The sequence below is a fragment of the Streptomyces sp. UW30 genome, assembly GCF_008042075.1.
Lineage (GTDB): Bacteria > Actinomycetota > Actinomycetes > Streptomycetales > Streptomycetaceae > Streptomyces.
This window is the reverse complement of sequence record NZ_RDBN01000043.1, coordinates 118,393-141,237: the sequence shown is the minus strand read 5'-3', so window position 1 is coordinate 141,237 and position 22,845 is coordinate 118,393. Positions and strand designations below refer to the sequence as shown.

At 71.2% G+C, this 22,845-nt stretch carries 22 protein-coding genes; 14 read left to right on the top strand and 8 right to left on the bottom strand.

Features of this window, described 5'->3' with window-relative positions; all coding sequences use genetic code 11:
* The first annotated feature begins 75 nt into the window (after window positions 1-75).
* The 3 genes from EAO75_RS30980 (at window position 76) to EAO75_RS30970 (ending at window position 4,872) form a co-directional block, all read left to right on the top strand.
* Window positions 76-3,234, top strand: coding sequence for a cytochrome P450 (locus tag EAO75_RS30980; RefSeq protein ID WP_147998455.1), 3,159 nt, complete (start codon window positions 76-78; stop codon window positions 3,232-3,234).
* Between the two features lie 60 nt (window positions 3,235-3,294).
* A complete protein-coding gene (locus tag EAO75_RS30975; RefSeq protein ID WP_147998454.1) occupies window positions 3,295-4,572 on the top strand; it encodes an ROK family transcriptional regulator in 1,278 nt (425 codons plus the stop codon).
* A gap of 63 nt (window positions 4,573-4,635) precedes the next feature.
* The gene (locus EAO75_RS30970) at window positions 4,636-4,872 is read left to right on the top strand and encodes a hypothetical protein (protein ID WP_147998453.1); all 237 of its coding nucleotides are present in this window, start codon (window positions 4,636-4,638) and stop codon (window positions 4,870-4,872) included.
* A 25-nt stretch (window positions 4,873-4,897) separates the two neighbouring features.
* Here EAO75_RS30970 and EAO75_RS30965 read toward each other — a convergent pair whose 3' ends face one another.
* Window positions 4,898-5,860: an SDR family NAD(P)-dependent oxidoreductase gene (locus tag EAO75_RS30965; protein WP_147998452.1), complete on the bottom strand. Its 963-nt coding sequence runs from the start codon at window positions 5,858-5,860 to the stop codon at window positions 4,898-4,900.
* A gap of 309 nt (window positions 5,861-6,169) precedes the next feature.
* Window positions 6,170-7,177, bottom strand: a complete 1,008-nt coding sequence (locus EAO75_RS30960) for a PHP domain-containing protein (RefSeq protein WP_147998451.1) — start codon at window positions 7,175-7,177, stop codon at window positions 6,170-6,172.
* Window positions 7,178-7,313: 136 nt separating this feature from the next.
* Between EAO75_RS30960 and EAO75_RS30955 the strand changes: the two genes are divergently transcribed.
* Window positions 7,314-7,550 (top strand): hypothetical protein, encoded by a 237-nt coding sequence (locus EAO75_RS30955; protein ID WP_147998450.1) that lies wholly within the window; start codon window positions 7,314-7,316, stop codon window positions 7,548-7,550.
* 9 nt (window positions 7,551-7,559) lie between these two features.
* Here the strand turns inward: EAO75_RS30955 and EAO75_RS30950 are convergent, their stop codons facing one another.
* A complete protein-coding gene (locus EAO75_RS30950; RefSeq protein ID WP_147998449.1) occupies window positions 7,560-8,789 on the bottom strand; it encodes a ricin-type beta-trefoil lectin domain protein in 1,230 nt (409 codons plus the stop codon).
* A 279-nt stretch (window positions 8,790-9,068) separates the two neighbouring features.
* Between EAO75_RS30950 and EAO75_RS30945 the strand changes: the two genes are divergently transcribed.
* The gene (locus EAO75_RS30945; protein WP_147998448.1) at window positions 9,069-9,845 is read left to right on the top strand and encodes a sulfite exporter TauE/SafE family protein; all 777 of its coding nucleotides are present in this window, start codon (window positions 9,069-9,071) and stop codon (window positions 9,843-9,845) included.
* Here the strand turns inward: EAO75_RS30945 and EAO75_RS30940 are convergent.
* The gene (locus EAO75_RS30940) at window positions 9,842-10,528 is read right to left on the bottom strand and encodes a VanZ family protein (protein ID WP_187284646.1); all 687 of its coding nucleotides are present in this window, start codon (window positions 10,526-10,528) and stop codon (window positions 9,842-9,844) included. The two genes, EAO75_RS30945 and EAO75_RS30940, sit on opposite strands and share 4 nt — an antisense overlap.
* 125 nt (window positions 10,529-10,653) lie before the next feature.
* Complete coding sequence (locus EAO75_RS30935; RefSeq protein WP_147998447.1) at window positions 10,654-11,316, bottom strand: DUF4230 domain-containing protein; 663 nt, start codon at window positions 11,314-11,316, stop codon at window positions 10,654-10,656.
* Between the two features lie 225 nt (window positions 11,317-11,541).
* Here EAO75_RS30935 and EAO75_RS30930 point away from each other — a divergent pair, with 225 nt between their 5' ends.
* Window positions 11,542-12,495, top strand: a complete 954-nt coding sequence (locus tag EAO75_RS30930) for a ribose-phosphate diphosphokinase (RefSeq protein ID WP_147998446.1) — start codon at window positions 11,542-11,544, stop codon at window positions 12,493-12,495.
* 49 nt (window positions 12,496-12,544) lie between these two features.
* Here the strand turns inward: EAO75_RS30930 and EAO75_RS30925 are convergent, their stop codons facing one another.
* Both EAO75_RS30925 and EAO75_RS30920 read right to left on the bottom strand, forming a co-directional pair.
* Complete coding sequence (locus tag EAO75_RS30925; protein ID WP_147998445.1) at window positions 12,545-12,925, bottom strand: anti-sigma factor antagonist; 381 nt, start codon at window positions 12,923-12,925, stop codon at window positions 12,545-12,547.
* 153 nt (window positions 12,926-13,078) lie between these two features.
* Window positions 13,079-13,516: a MarR family winged helix-turn-helix transcriptional regulator gene (locus EAO75_RS30920; RefSeq protein WP_147998444.1), complete on the bottom strand. Its 438-nt coding sequence runs from the start codon at window positions 13,514-13,516 to the stop codon at window positions 13,079-13,081.
* 103 nt (window positions 13,517-13,619) lie between these two features.
* On the opposite strand from EAO75_RS30920, the gene EAO75_RS30915 reads away from it, so the two are divergent.
* Window positions 13,620-15,071, top strand: coding sequence for an aldehyde dehydrogenase family protein (locus tag EAO75_RS30915; protein ID WP_147998443.1), 1,452 nt, complete (start codon window positions 13,620-13,622; stop codon window positions 15,069-15,071).
* Window positions 15,072-15,095: 24 nt separating this feature from the next.
* The gene (locus tag EAO75_RS30910) at window positions 15,096-16,202 is read left to right on the top strand and encodes an NAD(P)-dependent alcohol dehydrogenase (RefSeq protein WP_147998442.1); all 1,107 of its coding nucleotides are present in this window, start codon (window positions 15,096-15,098) and stop codon (window positions 16,200-16,202) included.
* Between the two features lies 1 nt (window position 16,203).
* Here EAO75_RS30910 and EAO75_RS30905 read toward each other — a convergent pair whose 3' ends face one another.
* The gene (locus tag EAO75_RS30905; RefSeq protein ID WP_147998441.1) at window positions 16,204-17,154 is read right to left on the bottom strand and encodes an NADP-dependent oxidoreductase; all 951 of its coding nucleotides are present in this window, start codon (window positions 17,152-17,154) and stop codon (window positions 16,204-16,206) included.
* Between the two features lie 71 nt (window positions 17,155-17,225).
* On the opposite strand from EAO75_RS30905, the gene EAO75_RS30900 reads away from it, so the two are divergent.
* The 6 genes from EAO75_RS30900 (at window position 17,226) to EAO75_RS30875 (ending at window position 22,818) form a co-directional block, all read left to right on the top strand.
* Window positions 17,226-18,188: a GlxA family transcriptional regulator gene (locus EAO75_RS30900; protein ID WP_147998440.1), complete on the top strand. Its 963-nt coding sequence runs from the start codon at window positions 17,226-17,228 to the stop codon at window positions 18,186-18,188.
* Window positions 18,189-18,453: 265 nt separating this feature from the next.
* Window positions 18,454-20,205 (top strand): ATP-binding protein, encoded by a 1,752-nt coding sequence (locus tag EAO75_RS30895; RefSeq protein ID WP_147998439.1) that lies wholly within the window; start codon window positions 18,454-18,456, stop codon window positions 20,203-20,205.
* 4 nt (window positions 20,206-20,209) lie between these two features.
* Entirely contained in the window at window positions 20,210-20,620 is a 411-nt protein-coding gene (locus tag EAO75_RS30890) for a roadblock/LC7 domain-containing protein (protein WP_147998438.1), read from the top strand.
* Window positions 20,617-20,988 carry a DUF742 domain-containing protein gene (locus tag EAO75_RS30885; RefSeq protein WP_147998437.1) on the top strand — a complete coding sequence of 124 codons (372 nt, stop codon included), beginning with the start codon at window positions 20,617-20,619 and terminating at the stop codon, window positions 20,986-20,988. The genes EAO75_RS30890 and EAO75_RS30885 overlap by 4 nt, the downstream gene beginning before the upstream one ends.
* A complete protein-coding gene (locus tag EAO75_RS30880; protein WP_147998436.1) occupies window positions 20,969-21,574 on the top strand; it encodes a GTP-binding protein in 606 nt (201 codons plus the stop codon). The genes EAO75_RS30885 and EAO75_RS30880 overlap by 20 nt, the downstream gene beginning before the upstream one ends.
* Entirely contained in the window at window positions 21,571-22,818 is a 1,248-nt protein-coding gene (locus EAO75_RS30875) for a cytochrome P450 (RefSeq protein WP_147998435.1), read from the top strand. The genes EAO75_RS30880 and EAO75_RS30875 overlap by 4 nt, the downstream gene beginning before the upstream one ends.
* Window positions 22,819-22,845 lie beyond the last annotated feature (27 nt).

The following is a 22,845-nucleotide window of genomic DNA, read 5'->3' as shown; positions in this document are numbered from 1 at the left end:
GCGCTCCGGCGGGCGGGACCCGTCGACCAACCTGGATCGCAGTACTCCCGTACCGCGAAAGGCAGTTGTCGCGCCATGCCCCCCACCGCGCTCGACCCGCAGACCGCAGACGCCCTCCCGGGCGTCCCCGTCGCCGACATCTCCGCCACCGGACCCGGCGGCACACCCGTCCAGCAGGCCATGGAGCTGATGCGCGAGCACGGGCCCGTGTTCGTGCGGCGGCTGTACGGGCGGGACGCCCTGTTCGTGGGCGACCTGGACCTGGTGGCCGAGCTCGCCGACGAGCGGCGGTTCGCCAAGCACATCGGGCCCGGTCTGGAGAACGTCCGCGAGTTCGCCGCGGACGGCCTGTTCACCGCGTACAACGACGAGCCCAACTGGGCCAAGGCGCACGACATCCTCATGCCCGCCTTCGCGCTCGGCTCGATGCGCACCTACCACCCCGTGATGCTGAAGGTGGCCCGCCGGCTCATCGACTCCTGGGACCGCGACGCCCGCGCCGGACGGCCGGTGAACGTCCCCGACGACATGACCCGCATGACCCTGGACACCATCGGGCTCGCCGGGTTCGACTACGACTTCGGCTCCTTCGAGCGGCCCGAGCCGCACCCCTTCGTCGAGTCGATGGTCCGCTGCCTGGAATGGAGCATGACCCGGCTCGCCCGGGTCCCCGGCCGGGACTACTCGGCGGCCGACGCGGCCTTCCGGGACGACGCCGCCTACCTCGCCCAGGTCGTCGACGACGTCATCGCCGCCCGCACCGGCACCGACCAGAGCGCCGCCGAGGACCTCCTGGGCCTGATGCTCACCGCCGCGCACCCGGCCGACGGCACCACCCTCGACACCGCCAACATCCGCAACCAGGTCATCACCTTCCTGATCGCCGGGCACGAGACCACCTCCGGCGCGATGTCCTTCGCCCTGTACTACCTCGCCAAGCATCCGACGGCCCTGGAACTCGTACGGCGCGAGGTGGACGCGCTGTGGGGCGACCAGGCCGACCCGGAGCCGGCGTACGACGAGATCGGCAGGCTGACGTACACCCGCCAGGTCCTCAACGAGGCGCTGCGGCTGTGGCCGACGGCCGCCGTGTTCTCCCGGCAGGCCCGCGAGGACACCTTGCTCGGCGGACGCATCCCGCTGCGCGCCGGACAGGCCGCCCTCGTGCTCACCCCGATGCTCCACCGGCAGCCCGTCTGGGGCGACAACCCCGAGCTGTTCGACCCCTCACGCTTCACGCCCGAGGCCGAGGAGGCCCGGCCCGTGCACGCCTTCAAGCCGTTCGGGACCGGTGAACGCGCCTGCATCGGGCGGCAGTTCGCGCTGCACGAGGCCACCATGCTGCTGGCGATGCTCGTCCACCGCTACCGGCTGCGCGACCACGCCGACTACCGCCTCACCGTCAAGGAGACCCTCACCCTCAAGCCCGAGGGCTTCACCCTGACCCTGACTCCGCGCACCACCGCCGAACGCATCCACGCGCCGCTGCCGGGAAGCCTGCATGCCGAGGCACCGGGGGACACCGAGACCGCGGCACTGCCCGCCCGCGTCCGCCCGGGCACCCGCGCGCTCTTCCTGCACGGCAGCAACTACGGCACCTGCCGCGAGTTCGCCGCGTCCCTCGCCGACGAGGCCGCCGCCGTCGGCTGCGAGACCGAGGTCGCGCCGCTGGACGCCTACGCGGGCGGCCTGCCCACCGACCGGCCCGTCGTGATCACCGCCGCCTCCTACAACGGCCGCCCCACCGACGACGCCACCGCCTTCACCGCCCGGCTGGAGGAGCCCGGCGACGCCACGGACGTCACCTACGCCGTCCTCGGCGTCGGCGACCGCAACTGGGCCGCCACCTACCAGCAGGTCCCCACCCGCATCGACGACCGCCTCGCCGACCTCGGCGCCACCCGCCTCCTCGACCGCGCCGCCGCCGACGCCTCGGGCGACCTGACCGGCGCCGTCCGCGACTTCACGACCCGCCTGCGGACGGCCCTGCTGGAGCGCTACGGCGACCCCGACGCGGCCGCCACCGCCGAGGAACCCACAGCGGCCTACGAGGTCCGTGCCCTGACCGGCGGCCCGCTGGACGCCCTCGCCGAACGGCACGGACTCGTCCCCATGACGGTCACCGAGGCGTACGACCTCACCGCCCCCGACCACCCGCGTCGCAAGCGCTTCGTCCGTCTCGCCCTCCCCGAAGGCGTCACCTACCGCACCGCCGACCACCTCACCGTCCTGCCCGCCAATTCCCCGGCCCTGGTCGAGCGATGCGCCGCCGCGCTCGGCGTCGACCTCGACACCGTCCTGGACATCCGCGCCACCCGCCCCCGCCGCGACGGCCTGGCGGTCGACCGGCCGCTGACCGTACGCCAACTCCTCACCCGCCACGTCGAGTTGCAGGAGCGCCCCAGCACCGCCCAGCTGTCCGCGCTGGCCGCCGCCAACCCCTGCCCGCCGGAGCGCGTCGCGCTGACAGAGCTGCGCGACGATCCGCGCACCCTGGTCGAGCTGATCGAGGACTTCCCCGCCCTGCGCGGCGCCCTGGACTGGCCGACGCTCCTCGACCTGCTCACCCCGCTGCGCCCCCGCCACTACTCGATCTCCTCCTCGCCCGCCGTCGACCCCGGCCACGCGGACCTGATGATCTCCCTGCTTCAGGCCCCCGCGCGCTCGGGCAGGGGCGTCCACCGAGGTACGGGATCCGGCCACCTCACCGACGTCCGGCCCGGCGACACGGTGTACGCCCGCGTCCAGCCGTGCCGGGAAGCCTTCCGGATCGACGCCGGAACACCGGTCGTCATGGTGGCCGCCGGCACCGGCCTCGCCCCGTTCCGCGGCGCCGTCGCCGACCGTACGGCGGCCCTCGCGGCCGGCGACGAACTCGCCCCGGCCCTGTGCTACTTCGGCTGCGACGCCCCCGACGCCGACTTCCTGCACGCCGAGGAGCTGCACGCCGCCGACTCGGCCGGAGCCGTCTCGCTGCGACCGGCCTTCAGCACCGCCGGTACATTCGTCCAGCACCGCATCGCGGCCGAGGCCGACGACGTCTGGAAGCTGCTCGGCGCCGGCGCCCGGGTGTACGTCTGCGGCGACGGCTCCCGCATGGCACCGGGCGTGCGGGAGGCCTTCCGTACGCTGTACCGGGAGCGCACGCCGGGCGCCGACGACGCGGCGGCCGAGCGATGGCTGGACGCGTTGATCGCCGACGGCCGCTACGTGGAAGACGTCTACGCGGCGTAGGTCACAATGGGAGGCGGTCCGAACACGGTGGGGGACCAGGGGTGATCCGGAGGGAGCCGCATGGCGGGGCGTAATGGGCGCACGGTACGGGACCTCAGGCGGGGCAACCGTACCGCCGTACTTCAGCGCCTGTACTTCGACGGCCCCCTCAGCCGCTTCGAGCTGGGCCCGGCGACCGGGCTCAGCTCCGGTTCCGTCAGCAACGTCGTCGCCGAGCTGATCGCCGACGGCCTGGTCGAGGAGGCCGGCAGCGTCGACTCCGACGGCGGCCGGCCTCGCATCCTGCTGCGCGTCGCCCCCGGCAGCGGCCACATGATCGGCGTCGACGTGGGCGAGACCCGGGTGCGGATCGGCCTGTTCGACCTGACCCTCACCGAACTCGCCCGCGCGGAACGGCCGTTGGTGCGAGAGCGGTACGAGGTCGAGGGCATCGTCGGCCACGTGCGCGACGGCATCGCCGAGGTTCTCGCGGAGGCCGGTATCGGGCCCGAGCGGCTGCTCGGCGTCGGCATCGGCGTCCCCGGCATCGTCGAGGACACCGGCGAGCTCGGGGCCGTGGTGCACGGGCAGACCATCGGCTGGGACGCCGTACCGCTGGAGAAGCTCCTGCGCGACGGCTCCCAACTACCGGACGGCGTCCCGTACTTCATCGACAACGGCGCCCGGACCCTCGGCCAGGCCGAGATGTGGTTCGGCGGCGGGCGCGGCGCCCGCAATGCCGTCGTCGTGCTCTTCGGCTCCGGCGTCGGCGCCTGCCTGGTCACCCCCGAGGTGGAGCACGGGCGGGCCGTCGAGTGGGGTCATCTGACGGTACGGGTCAGGGGGCGCCGCTGCCGGTGCGGTGCCCTCGGCTGCCTGGAGGCCTACGCGGGCGCCGAGTCGCTCATCGACCGCTGGCGCGAGCAGGGTGGGAGCGTGCCCAAGGACGCCGACGAGGAGACCGCGCTGACGGCGATGCTGGCCGGCGCGTATCCGGCCGAGGGCCGGGAGGCCGACCCGGTGGCCGTCGGCGTGCTGGAGGAGACCGCCGAGTACGTGGGCGCGGGCCTGTCCGACCTGATCAACCTCTTTCAGCCCGAGCGCATCCTCATCGGCGGCTGGGCCGGACTCCAGCTCGGCGCCCGCTTCCTGCCCGACGTACGCCGGCACGCGGCCTCGTACGCCCTGCGGCATCCCGCCCACAAGGTCACCATCGACCTCGGCAGGCTCGGCCCGGACGCGGTCACCGTCGGCGCCGCGATCCTGCCGCTCGCCGACTTCTTCGCCCACGGCGGCAGGCGCGCCGAGCCCGCGCCGGACACTCGGCCCACCGAGCTTGCGGAGCGAGTGCCGACCTGAGGTTTCGCCGCCTGCGGGGACGGTACTCGCGGGGCCCTTGGACGACGCGAGGGAGGTGCAGCCATGGACGACCATCGTCGTGAGGCGCCGGGCGGGTCCGCGGATCCGGTACCCAGGGACCCGCCGGACCAGCAGGCGGGCGCGGGGGAGGACCCCTGGGAGGTGCCCGTGAAGCCCGCGGACGAAGCGGAAGCGGACGACGTCCCGGACACGGACGAGGCGGGCACGGGCCGCAAGGGCGCACCACGGTCCGGCACGGTCCACCCTGAACATCCGACGCCTCAGGAGCCGCCTGCTTGAGTCCGCTCGAACGCGCCCTCCCGCACTACCCGGCGAACGCGTCGACGCCCGTCAGCTCCGCGGACAGCTCCCACAGCCGGGCCGCCTGCGCCGGGTCGACCGCCCAGTCCTTGACGCCGCTGCGCTCCTCGCCTTCGACGGCGAGCTCGGCGATGTCGCAGTCCTCCAGGTAGACGCCGCCCATGCCGTCCAGCTGGGGCGAGGTCGCCGCCCACACCTGTGTGGCCGCGCCCTGCTCCGGCGTCTTGAAGGCCTCGGGATGGAGCAGGTTGCCCTGCTCGTCGATCCAGCCGCGCTCGACCATCTCCTCCCTGGGGAGGTGGCGCTGCAGCGGGGTGAGGATGCCACCGGGGTGGAGGGCGAAGGCCCGTACGCCGCGGTCGGCACCGAGCTTGTCGAGGTGGACGGCGAACAGGACGTTCGCGGTCTTGGCCTGACCGTACGCGTCCCACTTGTCGTAGCCGTGCCGCCAGTGGATGTCGTCCCAGTGGATCCCGGACTGGTGGTGGCCGCGCGAGGACACGGACACCACGCGGGCGCCGCCCGGCTCGATCGCCGGCCACAGGCGGTTGACCAGGGCGAAGTGCCCGAGGTGGTTGGTGGCGAACTGCGCCTCCCAGCCGGGCCCGACCCGGGTCTCCGGGCAGGCCATGATCCCGGCGTTGTCGATCACGAAGTCGACCGTGCGGCCGGACGCGAGGAACCGCTCGGCGAAGCCGCGCACACTCTCCAGGTCACCGAGGTCCAGCTCGTCCACCTCGACCCCGTCCAGGCCCTGCAGGGCCTCGCGCGCGGTGTCCGGACGACGGGCGGGCACGACGACCCGGGCGCCGGCCTTCGTGAGGGCACGCGTGGTCTCCAGACCCAGCCCCGAGTAGCCGCCGGTGACGATGGCGAGCTTGCCGGACAGGTCGATGCCGCTGAGTACGTCGTCGGCGGTGCTGCGGGCGCCGAAGCCCGAACCGATCTTGTGCTGTGCAGTGCTCATGTCCGGAACGCTACGAATTAGAGTGCTCTCGAAGTCAAGCCGACCCGGAGGAAGTGCCTCCGCACAGAGAAAAGCCCCGGCCGGACGGGGGATTCCGGACGGGGCGGTCAGAGGTGGGTGCGGATGGCGGTCGCCTCTCGGCGAAAGGCTCCACAGGGCTTCAGCCGAACGATCTTCCCTGTGGGCGAAAGGTGAGGCCCGGGGACACTGTTCCATCCACACCCACGGCTGGTTCAACGGGAAACTACCGGCGGGTGTTCCTGGGTTTGCCGCTGTGGGCGGTGATCTGTGTCACGCAGTCGGACGCGGTCACTTCTCGCACGTCCACGCCAGCAGCTCGTCCGCCGTCCAGGTGGTGAGGACCCGCTCGGCGGGCACCCCGCACTCCTCGGCGCGGGCACAGCCGTAGCGCTGCCAGTCCAACTGCCCGGGTGCGTGCGCGTCGGTGTCGACGGAGAACAGCACGCCCGCCCCGACGGCCCGGCGCAGCAGCCGCCGCGGCGGGTCCAGCCGCTCGGGCCGGCTGTTGATCTCCACCGCCGTACCGGATTCGGCGCAGGCCGCGAACACCTCGTCCGCGTCGAACTCCGACTCCGGCCGGCCCCGCCCCGTGATCAGCCGTCCGGTGCAGTGGCCGAGGATGTCCGCGTGCGGATCGCGTACGGCGGTGACCATGCGGCGGGTCATCGCGCGGGCGTCCATGCGCAGCTTGGAGTGCACGGACACCACCACCACGTCGAGCCGCTCCAGCAGCTCGGGCTCCTGGTCCAGGGAGCCGTCTTCGAGGATGTCGCACTCGATGCCGGTGAGCAGCCGGAAGGGCGCCCAGGTCGCATTCAGCCGCGCCACCACGTCCAGCTGCTCACGCAGCCGGTCGGCCGACAGTCCCCGGGCGACGGTGAGCCGGGGTGAGTGGTCGGTCAGCACCGCCCACTCGTGCCCGAGCTCGGCCGCCGTGCGGCCCATCTCCTCGATCGGGCTGCCGCCGTCCGACCAGTCGGAGTGCAGATGGCAGTCCCCGCGCAGCAGCTCCCACAGCGGCCCGCCGTCGGGCGGCTCGGCCGCGGGCCGTTCCTCCAGGTCCGACAGGTACCCCGGCACCTGACCGGCCAGCGCCTCGCGCACCACCTTCGCCGTCTTCGGGCCGACACCCCGCAGCGACTCCAGCGTCCCGGCCTGCGCGCGCGCCCGAACCTCGTCCTCGGGCAGCTCCGCCAGGACCCGCGCCGCCGTACGGAAGGCGCGTACGCGATACGTCGGCTCCAGGGACCGCTCCAGCAGGAAGGCGATCCGGTTCAGCGCCTGCACGGGGTCCATCGCCACCTCCACCTCCAGGGTTCCCCGGCCCCGCCGCGCCCGCACGGCGGCGGGGGGCAGGGCTCGGGTCCCCGATTCGAGATGTCCGGATGGTCTGAAGGATCCCTTGACGCGGGTAGCGCTCTACGCTCTATTCATGACCGAAAGCGCGAGCCCGCACATCTCACAGCCGCGGATCTTGGTGCTCGGGGTTCAGCCGGGCAAGCCTCCGTTCCGCATCATGGAGATCGACGGTGAGGTCGTCGGTATGCCGAGGACCATCACGGACGTCCTGGAGACTGCCGCGTACCACGGCATCAGGGTCCACGACCTGGACGACCCGGACGTGATCCGCTGGGTCGGCGGAGACAAGTTCACCTGGCGTCACCACTAGCCGGCCGGGTCACCCGACCGTCCACTTCTGGTTGGCGCCGCCGGAGCAGGTCCAGATCTGCAGCCGGGTTCCGTTGGCCGAGTTGTTCCCGGTGACATCGAGGCACTTGTCGGCCTGCGGATTGACGATGTCGCGTGCCGCTGTGACGGTCCATCTCTGATTGGGGCCGCCTGAGCAGTCCCACAGCTGGACGGTCGTGCCGTTGGCCGTGCCGTTGCCGGTGGCGTCCAGGCACTTGCCGAGCGCGCGGAGCGTGCCGTCCGAGCCGGCGGTCCACTGCTGGGCGCCGCTGCCGTTGCAGTCGTAGAGCTGTACGGGCGTGCCGTTGGCGGAGCTCGCCCCGGCCACGTCGACGCACTTGCCGCCGAGCCCCCTGATCGCGCCGCCGCCCGCGCTGTCACTGGTCGTCACCGAGACGTTGTCCACCACGAGCTGCTGCGGGAACACCGTGGAGCCGTTCGGGTCGCCGGGCCAGTAGCCGCCCACGGCGAGGTTCAGGATCAGGAAGAACGGCTTGTTGAAGACCCACTGCCTGCCGCCCAGGTCGGCGGGCGTGCGCCGCTGGTAGACGTTGCCGTCCACGGACCAGGTGATCGAGTCGGGCGCCCAGTCGATGGCGAAGGTGTGGAAGGCGTCGGCGAAGGCCTGGCCGTTCGGCAGGGAGTAGCCGGCGCCTATGCCGCCCGACCCGGAGTAGCCGGGGCCGTGGATGGTGCCGTGCACGGTCGAGGGCTCGAAGCCGACGTTCTCCATGATGTCGATCTCGCCCGAGTCCGGCCAGTTCACCGGTGTGCCGAGCATCCAGAACGCGGGCCACATGCCCTGTCCCCGCGGGACCTTCATGCGCGCCTCGACGTGCCCGTACTGGGCGGTGAACTTCCCGGAGGTGTTCAGCCGGGCCGAGGTGTACTGGCACGTGCCGTACCAGCACTGGTAGTTGGCTGGATTCTCGCGCCGGGCGGTGATGACCAGGTGACCCTGGCCGTCCAGTGCCGCGTTCTTGTTGCCCGACGTGTAGTACTGCCGCTCGTGGTTGTTGACGTTGTCGCCGGTCTCGATCTGCCACTTCGACGAGTCGACGGCGGCGCCCGCGGGCCCGTCGAAGGAGTCGGAGAACGTCACCGCCGCAGCCGAGACGTCCGGTGGTTCGGCCTGCGCGGGGCCGATCGCGGCGGAGGCGACCAGGACGGCCGACAGTGCGGCGACGAGACACGTGCGGAGCAGGCGTGGGGAGGCCATCGTGCTCCCTTCCGTACGGCGACCCGATGGACGGGATGCGCCGACCGAGGTGGGGGGTGAAGGTGTCGCCACTTGATTTAAGGAGTGAGATAAGAGGGCGTCAATACCTTGGTACGGACCAGTAGTTGATGAGGTAGGTCGATGAGGCAGGTTGATGAGGCCGGCAACCGTCGCCGTCAGGCCGGTCCGCGCGGGCCGTACGGCGTGTGGCCCGACCACGGGTGTGCGGCGTCCACCCTTCGTCCACCGCCGAACTGTTGAATTCCTAGGCTTCTCGTCATGAACGCCGCACACATCGGTGAGCTGCTCGCCGTCCTGGGCGCCGGCACAGCAGCCGGCGCCGTCAACGCCGTCGTCGGGTCGGGCACGCTGATCACCTTCCCGGTGCTCCTCGCGACCGGCCTGCCGCCCGTCACCGCCACGGTCTCCAACGCGCTCGGCCTGATCCCCGGCTCGATCAGCGGCGCCATCGGGTACCGGCGCGAACTGCGCGGCCAGCGTCGGCGCATTCTGAAGTGGGGCGCCGGCGCCCTGCTCGGCGGGCTCACCGGCGCGGCGCTGCTGCTGGCCCTGCCCGCCTCGGCGTTCGAACGGATCGTGCCGGTCCTGGTCGGGCTCGCCCTCGTGCTGGTCGTCCTCCAACCGCTGATCAGCAGAAGGCTGCGTGACCGCCGGGCCCGCACGGGCAGGTCCGCACGGCCCGACGGCGGCCCCCTGCTGCTGGTCGGACTGACCCTGGCCAGCGTCTACGGCGGCTACTTCGCGGCCGCCCAGGGCATCATCTACGTCGCCTTGATGGGCATGCTCCTCGACGACAGCCTGCAACGCCTCACCGCGGTCAAGAACGTGCTCGTCGCCGTGGTCAACTCCGTCGCCGCGCTGTTCTTCCTGGTCGTCGCCGACTTCGACTGGACGGCCGTGGCCCTTCTCGCGGTCGGGTCCGCGGCCGGCGGCCACTTCGGAGCCACCGTGGGCCGCCGGCTGCGTCCCGCTGTACTGCGCGCGTTCATCGTGGTGGTCGGCACGGTCGCGATCGTCCAGCTGGTGCTGCGTTAGGAGGAGCGGGGCGCACGGGCGTGCACCACGCGGCTCAGCCGCCGTCCCAGCAGGAGGTAGCCGACCAGGGCTCCGGTCGTGTTGAGGATGACGTCGTCGATGTCGAAGGCGCGCCCCGTCACCAGTGCTCCCTGTGCGAACTCGACGAGCAGCATCACGGTCGCCGTCAGCAGCAGGACCCGCAGGACGCCGCGCGTACTCGGCGCGACGACGGGGACCAGGACGCCGAACGGGATGCCCAGCAGCACATTGCCGCCGATCTGCCGGACGGCGTCACGCAGTTCGGGCTGGTCGAGGTAGGCCCGCAGCGTGCTGCCCGGCCGCAGGTTGGTGTGCGTCAGTGCCTCCGACGCGGGCGAGGGTTGCAGGGTGAGCTTCGCCAGTACGACGGCGAAGGCGACCATGAACGTGAAGGCGCACAGCATCGCCAGCAGCCGGGCCACGAAGCGCAGCGGACTCCGTCCGGAACGCGGTGTGCGCCGGGGCTTGGTGGAGCGTTCGGTCTTCGCGGTGCCCTTCGACTTGGCCGAGCCCTTCGGCTTCGCGGAGTTTTTCGACGCGGCGGAACCTTTCGATGGGGAGGAGCCCTTCGATGAGGAGGAGCCCTTCGACTTGGCGGTGCCTGCGGACTTGGGAGTGCCGGGGTGCAACGCGGCACGCGAACGTGGGGTTCCACGGGCCATGCGATCCTCCAGTCTTCAACTTCCCTGAGTAGTACGGGGTTACCCCGGTTCCGCGATGCGATGCCGCCGACCCGCCGACAGGCCGGCGGTCATCACCCGCCATGCCGAGTCCCTCGGCATGGACGTCAGGCCCCGTACGTCACCTTCACCTCCTTGAAGCCCAGGGAGTGCAGCAGCCCTTCGAGCATGTCGGACGTGTTGGTCTCGGCACGCGCGGTCAGCGCGCTCTCCTTCGCGGCGTCGCCGATGTGGCGTACCGCCAGCTTCTGCACGGCCTGTTCGCTGTTCGGGTTGTCCGAGAAGAGGTCGCCGAGGCGGTCGAGCAGACCACGCTGCTTGGAGACGGCGTAGGAGCGGTCGGGGTCGAGGGACGGTTCGCCGAGGGCGGCGTGCGGCAGACGGAGCGTGGCGGACGTACGGTCGTCGTTGACCGTGACGTCGTCCTCGCCGACCTTGCCGAGGTCGACATAGGCGTCCACGGTGCCCGCGCCGACGTACAGCGTGCGGGTGCCGCGGATCGCGTCGGGCAGGAACTTGGCGTCCTTCTCCAGATCGACGACGATCTGGAAGTTGCCGGAGGCGGCGTCGTAACGGCTCATGTCCTGGATGGACTGGAGCAGCGCCGGACCGGAGCGGTCGTTGGTCTCGGTGCCGAACAGGTCCTTGAGACCGGGGAGTACGCTCAGCCGGATCCCGGCGAAGAAGACCACGAGCACCAGTACCAGGGCGCTCACCGCCTTCGCCCAGCCGGGCATGCGCTTGTTGATGCGCTTGATGGAAGTCGTCATGTCGACGTTCCTCCTTCCCTATGTTCGGGGTACCCCCAAATCCCGTTCCGGACCTGTCCGTTGGCCGATTGCCTTCGGCGCCGGCCCCCACTACTGCCTGGGCGCCTGGCTCGCCGGCCTGAACTCGAACTCGCCCTGCACTGCGCGCACAGGTGGGCAGCAACGTTTCTGCTGAGGTAAGTAGCATGAGTCCGCCACCCGGAGTGATCATGCGAGGAGCGGTTCGTGCGAGAGATCGCCGTGTTCAGCGGTAGTGCCCACCCCGAGCTGGCGGCGGAGGTCTGCGCACACCTGGGGGTGCCGCTGAGCCCCACCCGGGTCAGCCGGTTCGCCAACGACTGCCTGGAGGTACAGCTTCAGGCCAACTGCCGCGAGCGGGACGTCTTCCTGATCCAGCCGCTGGTCCGGCCCGTCCAGGAGCACCTCGTCGAGCTGCTGCTGATGTGCGACGCCGCACGCGGGGCGTCGGCACGCCGGATCACCGTGGTCATGCCGCACTACTCCTACGCCCGCTCCGACAAGAAGGACGCGCCCCGCATCTCGCTGGGCGGCCGGCTCGTCGCCGATCTGATGGTGTCGGCCGGCGCGAGCCGTGTCCTCGCCATGACCCTGCACTCGCCCCAGGTGCACGGCTTCTTCACGGTGCCGGTCAACCACCTGCACGCGCTGCGTGAACTAGCCGCACACTTCCGGCGCCACGACCTGACCCGTACGACCGTGGTCTCGCCGGACCTCGGCAACGCCAAGGAGGCCGCCGCGTTCGCGCGGCTGATCGGCGCCCAAGTCGCCGCCGGCGCCAAGCAGCGGTTCGCCGACGACCGGGTCAGCATCAGCTCCGTCATAGGCGACGTGACCGGGCGCGACGTCATCATCCTGGACGATGAGATCGCCAAGGGCAGCACTGTCCTGGAACTCCTCGACCGGCTGCGGGAGTTGGGCCCGCGCTCGATCCGCGTGGCCTGTACGCACGGCCTGTTCGCGTCCGGCGCGCTGAAGCGGATCGGCGAGCAGCCGGACGTACTGGAGATCGTGTGCACCAACACCGTGCCGATTCCGGCGGAGGAGCGCACCGAGAAGCTGCAGGTCCTGTCGATCGCCCCCGCGCTCGCCGAGGCTGTGCGCCGCATTCACAACGGGGAGTCCGTCAGCGCCCTGTTCGACGCGCCGGCAACCGAATAGGCAGCGAGTCAGCGGAGCAACGCTCGGCATCACCCAAGCCGCGCGGCGCTCATAACGAGCCGGACTTGGCCTCGGGCCGGCCCAGGGCCGCGTCCGGCGTCGGATGCGGGGGCAGCAGGCGGGACAGACCGGTGATCCTGAGCATGCGCAGGGTCAGCGGGTGGGTGCAGACCAGGTGCACCTGGCCGCCGTGGTCCAGGGCCCGGCTGCGGGCCCGGTACAGCAGACGCAGTCCGGAGCAGTCGAAGAACTCGATGTTCCTGAGGTCGATCACGACGCGTGCGTCGGGGTGTGCCGTCACGCGGTCCAGGTAAGGGGCGATCTCCACCGCGGCCGCGATGTCGATCTCGCCGCGGAACTCCAGCACCGTGTGGTCCCGGTGCCGGTGGACGCGCAGATGCCGGCTGAACGGCGCGGGATCCTGCTGCATGACGACATCGCCTCCAACCTGGCCCCCTGCGGCGGGCTGCTCAAATCCTGTCCCCGCACTGCAAGTTACCCTCGATTGAGCGAATCTGAGCATGTTCGATTGACATATGTCTTTGAATTGCGACAGATGCTTCGCGTGATGTGCGGGACGTGGCTACGACAGCGCGTGCCAGGCTCTGGAGAGTGCCTGGCGGAACTGCTCGGTCTGATGAGCCGTGAGGTCTCGTACCATCCGCTCCTCCAGTTCCCGCACGGGTCCCTCGTGTCGGGCCAGCAGTTCGCGGGCGGGGTCGGTGAGCAGGATCAGCAGCTCGCGGCGGTTGTGCGGATTGCGCTTCCGGCGGACGAGCCCGCGGTTCTCCAGACTCCGTACCAGGTCGGCGATCGACTGTGCCGTGACGAACGAGTCGCGGGCCAGCTGGGCGGCCGACAGCCCGTCGTGCCGCTGGAGCACGGTGAGCGCCGTGTACTGAAGCGCTGTGATCCCGGACGGTTTGACCAGCTCGTCCAGGTGTGAGCGCACCACGAGCTCCACCTGTTTCACCATGTAGAGCAGCGACGGCGGTGCCTTGGTCTCCTGGGCGTCGAGCATGGGTTCAGCCTAGAGCATTGACAGGAATCCTGTCTGTAAAGAGACTGCGGACCAACAGGAATCCTGTTGGTTGAAATCTTGGCGATGAGGCTGAGGAGTGGCGATGACCACCTTCGAGATCGAACCCGGTCGTCTGTTCATCGGGGGCGGGTGGCACGAGGCCGCCGACGGAGCGCGCACCGAGGTGGTCGACCCGTCCCGCGGCACGGTCGTCACCACCGTCGCCGATGCCGGCGGCGCCGACGTGGACGCGGCCGTGCGCGCCGCGCGGGACGCCTTCGACGACGGCGCCTGGTCCGGGCTGAGCGGCCGTGAACGCGGCCGGGTGCTGCACCGGGTCGCCGAGCTGATCCGGGAGAACGCCGACCGGATAGCCGAGCTGGAGAGCCGTGACGTCGGCAAGCCGATCACGCTCGCCCACGCCGTCGACGTCACCAACGCGGCCAACGACTACGAGCACTTCGCCGCCCTCGCCCACTGTTTGGACGGTTCTGTCCGCGACACCCCGATGAACGCCCTCGCCTACGTCCGGCGCCGGCCGATCGGCGTGGTCGCCGCGATCACGCCGTACAACTTCCCGCTGATCCTGGCCGGTTCCAAGATCGCCCCCGCGCTGGCGGCCGGCAACACGGTGGTGCACAAGCCGGCCGAGGAGACCCCGCTGAGCGCCCTCTACATGGCCGAACTCTTCAAGAAGGCCGGTGTCCCCGACGGTGTGGTCAACGTCGTCACCGGCGGACCCGCGGCCGGCGAGGCGCTGCTGCGGCACTCCGGCGTCGACAAGGTCGCCTTCACCGGTTCGACCGCCGTCGGCCGGAGGGTCGCGGCCATCGCCGGCGAGGCGCTCAAGCCGGTCACCATGGAGCTCGGCGGCAACGCGGCCCACGTCGTCTTCGAGGACGCCGACCTGGAGAAGGCCGTCGGCGCGATCATCAAGGGCTTCGTCTTCAACACCGGGCAGTTCTGCATGGGCGGACCCCGGCTGCTGGTGGCGCGGCAGGTCTACAGCACGCTGCTCGGCATCCTTGCCGACGCGGTGCCCGGCGTGCCGCTGGGCGACCCGCGCAAGCCCGAGACCGTGATCGGCCCGATGGCAGGGGAGCGGCATCTGCGCAAGGTCGAGGAGTACGTCGAACTGGCCCGCAAGGAGGGCGGCCGCATCGTCTGCGGCGGTGAGCGGCTCGACCTCGACGGCGGCTACTACTACCGGCCCACCGTCATCGCCGACCTGCCGAACGACTCCCGGGTGATCCAGGAGGAGATCTTCGGCCCCGTCCTCACCGTCCAGCCCTTCGACTCCGAGGACGAGGCCGTCGAGCTCGCCAACTCCACGCCGTACGGCCTGGCCTCGGGCGTGCAGACCCGGCACCTGGCCCGCGCCCACCGCGTCGCCGACCGGCTGGCCGCCGGCATCGTCTGGGTCAACGACTGGGCGATGCTCGACCCGGCCGTCCCCTTCGGCGGCGTCAAGGACTCCGGCTTCGGCCGCGAGTACGGGCCCGAGGCGCTGGACGCCTACACCACCACCAAGTCCGTCGTCGTCTCGCTCGACTGAGCGCACCGCCAAGGAGATCCCCGGATGCCCATCCGCACACGCGCCGCCGTCGTCGAGTCCGGCGGAGCCCCCTTCACCCTGTCCGACGTGGAGCTTGACGAACCCGGGCCGCACGAGGCCGTCGTCCGCATGGTGGCGACCGGTCTGTGTCACACCGACCTCGGCGTGGCGAGCGGAGCACTGCCCTTCCCGCTGCCCGGGGTCCTCGGCCACGAGGGCGCGGGCGTCGTCGAGGCCGTCGGCCCGGCCGTCACCGGCGTCGTGCCGGGCGACCATGTCGTGCTGTCCTTCACCTCCTGCGGCGGCTGCCGCAACTGCCGGGGCGGCCACCCGGCGTACTGCGCGACCTGGCTGCCGCTCAACCTCATCGGCGGCCGCCGGGCCGACGGCACCGGCACCATCAGCCGGGGCGGCGAGGAACTCGGCGGCCACTTCTTCGGCCAGTCCTCCTTCGCCGAGCGGGCGTTGGTGGACGAGCGCAGCCTGGTGAAGGTCGACCCGGAGGTGCCGCTCGCGTCGATCGCCCCGCTGGGCTGCGGGGTGCAGACCGGGGTCGGCGCCGTCTGGAACGTACTCGAGCCGGTCACCGGCAGCACGGTCGTCGTCCTCGGTGCCGGAGCGGTCGGCCTGTCCGCCGTCATGGCCGCCGCCCTGAGTCCCGCCACCAACATCGTCGCCGTCGACCGGGTCGGCGAACGCCTGTCACTCGCAAGGGAGTTGGGTGCCACCCACACCGTCGACGCGGCCGAGGCGGACCTCGCCGAGGCGCTCGCCGAGATCACCGGCGGGCAGGGTGCTGACGGCGTCGTGGAGACCACGGGCAACGTCGGCGTCCTGCGCCAGGGGGTCGACGCGCTCGCCGCCCGCGGCACCCTCGTCGTCGTGGGCGCACCGCCGTTCGGCACCGAGGTCGCCCTGGACGTCAACGGACTGCTCGGCGGCAAGCGGATCGTCGGCCTCACCCTCGGCGACGCCGAGACGCAAGGTTTCATCCCGGCGCTGGTCCGGCTGGTGAAGGAAGGCCGGCTCCCGCTGCACCGCCTGATCAGCACCTATCCGTTCACGGACATCGACCAGGCGGTACGGGACATGAGCGCGGGCAAGGCGATCAAGCCCGTGCTCACGTTCTGACTCAGTCGACGGTCAGGACCAGCTTCCCCGTCGTCCGGCCGGTGTCGCCCAGCGCGTGCGCCTCGGCGGCATCGGCCAGCGGGAAGGTCCCGGCGATCTCGGGGCGCAGCTTGCCCTGCTCGACCAGGTCCACGATCGCCCGCATGCCGGCACGGTCGGCGTCCACGAGCATCCGCACGGCCCGCACACCCAGCCGCTCGGCCTCCTCGCCGAACTCGTCCGAACCGATCGGCAGGATCGAGACGACGACGCCACCCGGACGCAACACGCGCAGCGAGCGCACGGACGTCTCACCGCCGAGGGTGTCCAGGACGACGTCCACGTCCTTGACGGCCTCGGTGAAATCCGTCTCCCGGTAGTCGATCAGCTCGTCCGCGCCCAGGTCGCGCAGGAAGTCGTGCTTGCCCGCGCTCGCCGTGCCGATCACATACGCGCCCCGCGCCTTGGCGATCTGCACGGCCACGTGCCCGACCCCACCGGCCGCCGCGTGGATCAGCACCCGCTGCCCCGGCCGGACGTCGGCGTGCTCGGTCAGGGCCTGCCATGCGGTGAGGGACACCAGCGGGAGCGCCGCCGCCCGGGTGTGGTCGAGCACGGACGGCTTGTGGGTCAGGGCGCGCACCGGCGCGATGACGTACTCGGCGTGCGAGCCGTGGCCGAAGGGGTACGGCAGCATGCCGAAGACCTCGTCGCCGGGCCGGAAGGCGGCGACGCCGATGCCGACCGCCTCGACCACACCGGAGACGTCCCAGCCCAGGACGAACGGCGGCTTGCCCAGGAAGCCGCCGTTCGTGCGGTGCTTCCAGTCGGTGGGGTTCAGGCCGGCCGCCCGCACCCGGACCAGTACCTGGTTCGGGCCCGGCTCGGGGCGCTCCAGCTCGACTTCCTTCAAGGCCTCGGGACCGCCGAGGACGTCCTGGCTGATGGCTCGCATCGTGTTCACAGTGCTCATGGTGAAAGAGCCTGCCGGGGTCCGCAGCACCAGGAAATGGCATGATTGCCAACCTTCGATAGAATCGTGCCATGCGTGGTGAACGACAGGTGGAACGGGTCGTGGTGCTGGCCCTGGACGGCGTCTATCCCTTCGAGCTGGGCATCCCCAGCCGGATCTTCGGCGCCGCCGACGGCCGGTACGAGGTCCTGACGTGCAGCGTCGACGGCCGGCCGGTCCGTAGTAACGCCGACTTCACGATCGGCGTCGAGCACGGGCCGGAGATCCTCGCCACCGCCGACACCGTGGTGGTCGCCTCGGTCGGCGTGGCGTACATCCCCGCGGAGCTGTCTCCCGAGGCCGTCGCCGCGCTCGCGCGGATCCGCCCGGACGCGCGCATCGTGTCGATCTGCACCGCCGCGTTCGTCCTCGCGGCGGCGGGCCTGCTGGACGGCCGACGCGCCACCACGCACTGGCATGTGACCGACCTGTTCCGGCGCCGCTACCCGCACGTCGAGCTGGATCCGGACGTCCTCTTCGTCCATGACGGCCGCGTCCTCACCTCCGCCGGCGCCGCCTCCGGCATTGATGTGTGCCTGCACATCGTCCGCACCGACCACGGCAGCGAACTGGCCAACGCGGTCGCCCGGCGCTGTGTCGTGCCCCCCTTCCGGGACGGCGGCCAGGCCCAGTACATCGAGCAGCCCGTCCCGGAGAGCGGGGCCGCGAGCACCGCCGCCACTCGCGCCTGGGCCCTGGAGCACCTCGACGAGCCCCTCACCCTGGCCGACCTCGCCACCCACGCCCGGATGAGCCTGCGCACCTTCGCCCGCCGCTTCAGCGACGAGGTGGGCCTCAGTCCCGGCCGCTGGCTGATCCAGCAGCGCGTCGTCCGCGCCCGCCACCTGCTGGAGTCCAGCGACCTCTCGGTGGACCGGATCGCCGGCGAGGTCGGCTTCGCCACCGGCGCCTCGCTGCGCCAGCACCTGCACGCCGCGATCGGGGTGTCACCGCAGGCGTACCGCCGCACGTTCCAGACGACGGCCGTCCGCTAGCCCCGAGGCCCCCGCGGGGGCGTTGGCCGATCGGTCAACTTGTGGGTCGGTAAGAGCATTTATCGATTTTCGCTCCCTGGCGGAGAGTGACGGAATCCTCACGTCCGTCAACCCTCGAGGTTGATCCTTTTGTGTCCAAACCCGATAAGCTCCCGTTCAGCACTGCGGGTTGACTCAGTCGTGATCGGTCACTTCGCGGTGCGTACTCATGAGTGCGATCGCCAGCACACCCCCCATTGTTCGATCGTCGCCTCGAAGGATGCAGATGGAACTCGCCACACCGCCGTCGGCGGCGCGGCCCCCTGTCGCCTGGTACAGCTGGTGGCTGATGCCACTGGCCTTGGGAGGAGGGACCGTTGCCGCCACGTTCATGAGCTCGGAGCGAATAACCACCGCCGTCGCCGGCGTCGCGGCCACCACCGCCGGCACCGTGTGCGTACGTCTGCTGCTGCGCACCCGGGCGCAGTTGCGCCGGACGGAGAGCGAGTTCCGCACCTCGCAGGCCGAGCACTCCCAGCAGTGGCAGCAGCACGTGGCGGGCCTGGAGCGGAAGTTCAGCGCCGACCGCTCCGCCCTTGAGGGCCGCCTCGCCGAGCAGTCCGGTGCCTACGAGGCCCAACTGGCCGAGCAGGCCCGCGCCTACGAGGGGCGACTGGCCGAGACGAGCGGCTCCTACGAGGAGCGGCTGGCCCACGAGAGCACTTCCTACGAGGAGCGGATCGCCGCCCAGGCCCGGTCCTACGAGGCCCAGCTCGCCGACCAGGCAGAGATCTGGCAGGAGCAGTTGGCCCATCAGCTGTCCGCCGTCGCCCGCCTTGCCGACGAGCAACTGCCTGACGGGCTGCGCCGGTTGCGCGAGGGCGAGGCCATCGACGACGTCCTGCCGTCGGTCAACCAGTGCGCCAAGGTCGGCGCCGAACTTCAGGCCAATCTGCGCAAGGTCCTGCGGACCTCGCTCATCGGCGTCGAGGAGGAGTTCGACCGCTCCACCTCCGCCGAGCAGGCCGTGGTCGGCATCGGCAACCGCATCCACGTCCTGACCAGCAAGCTCCGCGGCCGGCTCCACGAACTCCAGGGTGAGCACGGACGTCTGCCCGCCGTCGCCCGGGGCCTGATGGAGCTCGACCAGGCGATCGGCCCCGCCGACTGTCTCGCCGCCAGCATCGGAGTCCTCGGCGGCTCCGACCGACCCGGCCGCCAGTGGCAGGAGCCGCAGCGCCTGCTGAGCGTGGTCCGCGGCGGCATCGGCCGGATCAAGGACTTCCAGCGGATCGACGTACGCCACCTGCCCGAACTCGGCGTCGACGGCGGCCTGGTGGACCATCTGACGCTGATCTTCGCCCACCTCCTGGACAACGCCGCGCGCTACTCGCCGCCCACCGAGCCGGTCATCGTCTCCGGCAAGGAGGTCCCGAACGGCGTCGGCATCGAGATCCAGGACTCCGGCAAGGGTCTGAGCGAGGAGAAGAAGCGCGAGGCCGATCACGCCCTGTCGGGCACCGCGCCCGGCGCCGGTCTCGGCGGAGTGTCCGAGGACGCCAACATCGGTCTGCGCGTCGTCGGCATCCTCGCCCGCCGGTACGGCATCCGCGTCACCTTCGCGGACTCACCGTGGCTCGGCACCTCGGTGGTCGTCGTGGTCCCGCACAAGTACTTCAGCCCGCTGCCCGCCTCCGCCTCCCCGGCACCGGCCACCACCCCGACGGCACCGGCCCGCGAGCCGGCCGTCGTCGCCGAGACGGCAGACCCGGCCGACCTCGCCCAGGCCGAGGCCATGGACACCACGCCCGGCGGCCTGCCCCGGCGCCGCAGCAGGCGGCACGAGGAGCCGCGCCACGAGCCCACGGTGCGCCCGGAGGGGATGGACAGGACGACCAGTGTCGCCGCCGTTCCGCCCGACGCGTCCTTCGCCGGGCTGGCCGCCTTCGCCACCGCGGGCCGCGAGGCCGGCGAGGAAGGCGCGACGGCCCACGGCCGCGAGTCCACCGAGCAGCACCGCACCGAAGAGAGCGACTAGTCCCATGACGCAGCAGGGAACCGACGTGAGCTGGGCGCTCCGCGACCTGGTGGAGAGCATCCAGGAGATCAACTTCGCCCTGGTGGCCTCCAGCGACGGCAAGGCCATCACCTCCTACGGCGCCGAGGACCCCGACGACGTGGACCGCTTCGCGGCCGTCGTCGCGGGCCTGCAGGCGCTGGCGCAGCCGGTCGCCGAGCAGTTCCCCAAGTACGCGGGACAGCTCAGGCTGGCGATGATCGAGGTCGACGGCGGCCACCTCTTCGTCGTACGGGCCGGTGTGGAGACCTATCTCGGCGTCCTCGCCCGGGAGGGCCTCGACCAGGGCCTGCTCGGCCACCAGATGAGGGACCTGGCGCGCAGGATGGGCGAGTTGCTCGGCACCACCGCGCGCCTGGAGGAGCACTCTGGATGAGTGCTCCCCGCCGGCCCTCGAACCCCTCCGGTCTGGAGCGCTACTACGTCCTCACCCAGGGGCGCAGCGGACCGGGCGGTTCGGCGTCGAGTCTCGACGTGGCGACCCTCGTCGTCTCCCGCACCGCCCCCGCAGCGGGGATGCAGCATGAGCACGAGGAGATCCTCCGGCGCTGCCGCGATCCGCTGTCGGTGGCCGAACTCGGCGCCCACCTCGGACTGCCCTTCAACATTCTTGCGGTGCTGCTGACGGATCTGCTGGAGGCAGGCCATGTCGAAGCCCGTGATCCCATCCCGGCGCACTCCGCCGGTCGCGGGCCCGACCTCGCGCTCCTTGAGGAGGTACTCAGTGGACTTCAAAGGCTTTGACGGGCCCGGCGGGCCCGGTGCCGGTGACACCCGCTCGGTGAAGGTGATGATCGCCGGCGGCTTCGGCACCGGGAAGACCACGATGGTCCGCTCGGTGAGCGACATCAAGCCGCTCACCACCGAGGAGACGCTCACCCAGGCCAGTGCCGACGTCGACCGTCTCATCGGCGTCGCCGACAAGACGCAGACCACCGTCAGCCTGGACTTCGGCAAGATCAGCCTCAACGACAGCCTGATGCTGTACCTGTTCGGCACCCCCGGGCAGGAGCGCTTCTGGTTCCTGTGGAACGGCCTGTTCAAGGGAGCCCTGGGCGCGGTCGTCCTGGTGGACACCCGCCGGCTCGCCTCCAGCTTCCGGGCGATCGAGGAGATGGAGCGCCAGCACGTCCCGTTCGTCGTGGCGCTGAACGTCTTCCCCGACTCCAAGGGCTACCCGGTCGAGGAGATCAGGGACGCCCTGGACATCCCCCCGCACACCCCGGTCGTGACCTTCGACGCCCGCGACCGGGCCTCCAGCCGTGACGTGCTCGTCGCCCTGATACGTCACTTGAAGGACCGCTCCGCCGTCGCACTGGAGTCCCGATGAACGCCCAGCCCTCGAACGATCCCGACGCGCCCCGCAGTTGCCCGCTCGGCCACGGGTCCGAGCTCACGCGGCTGTTCGGGCCGGAGGCGTCGACCGACCCGGGCGCCACGTACGAGCGGCTGCGCAAGGAGCACGGCTCCGTGGCACCGGTGCTGCTGGAAGGCGACGTCCCGGCCTGGCTGGTGCTGGGCTACCGCGACAACCGGCGGGTGCTCGACAATCCCCGGCAGTTCACCCGGGACGCGCGGACCTGGCGGGACTGGCGGGAAGGACGCGTCGACGACACCTCGCCGCTGATCCCGATGATCGGCTGGCGTCCCGACTGTGTCTCCCAGGACGGCGAGCCGCACCGCAGACTGCGCGGCGCGGTCACGGACGGGCTCCAGGCCGCGGCCGACCGCGGTGTGCGGCGGCACGCCACGCACTTCGCCAACAAGCAGATCGACGCGTTCGCCGAGGCCGGCCGCGCCGACCTCGTCTCGGACTACGCCGAACACCTGCCGATGCTCGTGCTCACCCGCATCCTCGGGCTGCCCCAGGGGGAGGGGCGCCGACTCGCCGAGTCCAGCGCGCACGTCCTCAAGGGCGGCGAGGACGCGCTCACGCACAACGACCGCATCATGGAGATCCTCTCCGCGCTCGCGGAGCGCAAGCGGGCCGAGCCCGGGTCGGACTTCACCACCGCCCTCATCGAGCACCACGCCGGTCTCGACGAGGACGAGGTCGTCAACCATCTGCGGCTGGTGCTCATCGCCGCGCACACCACGACCAGCAACCTGCTGGCCCGCGTGCTGCAGCTGATCCTCACCGACACCACCCGGCTCAGCGGGCTGATCAGCGGTGAGCTCGACATCTCCGCGGTGGTGCAGGAGGCGATGTGGAACACGCCGCCGCTCGCCGTGCTGCCGGGGCGTGTCGCGACCGCCGACCTGGAACTGGGCGGCCACCGGATCCAGGAGGGCGATCTCATGGTCCTGGGGCTCGCCGCGGGCAACGTGGATCCCGAGGTCCGGCCGGACCTCGGGGTGTCGGTCCAGGGCAACGACGCGCACCTGGCGTTCAGTTCCGGCCCCCACGAGTGTCCCGGGCAGGGGATCGGCATGGCCATCGTCGAGATCGCGGTCGACGTGCTGCTGCACCGGCTGCCGGGCCTGCGTCTGGGCGTCGCGGCGGAGGAACTCAGCTCCACCGCCTTCACCTGGGAGTCCCGACTGGACAGCCTGCCGGTCGAGTTCCCCGCATAACGGTCACAAGCGGGCCGTCCGGCCGGT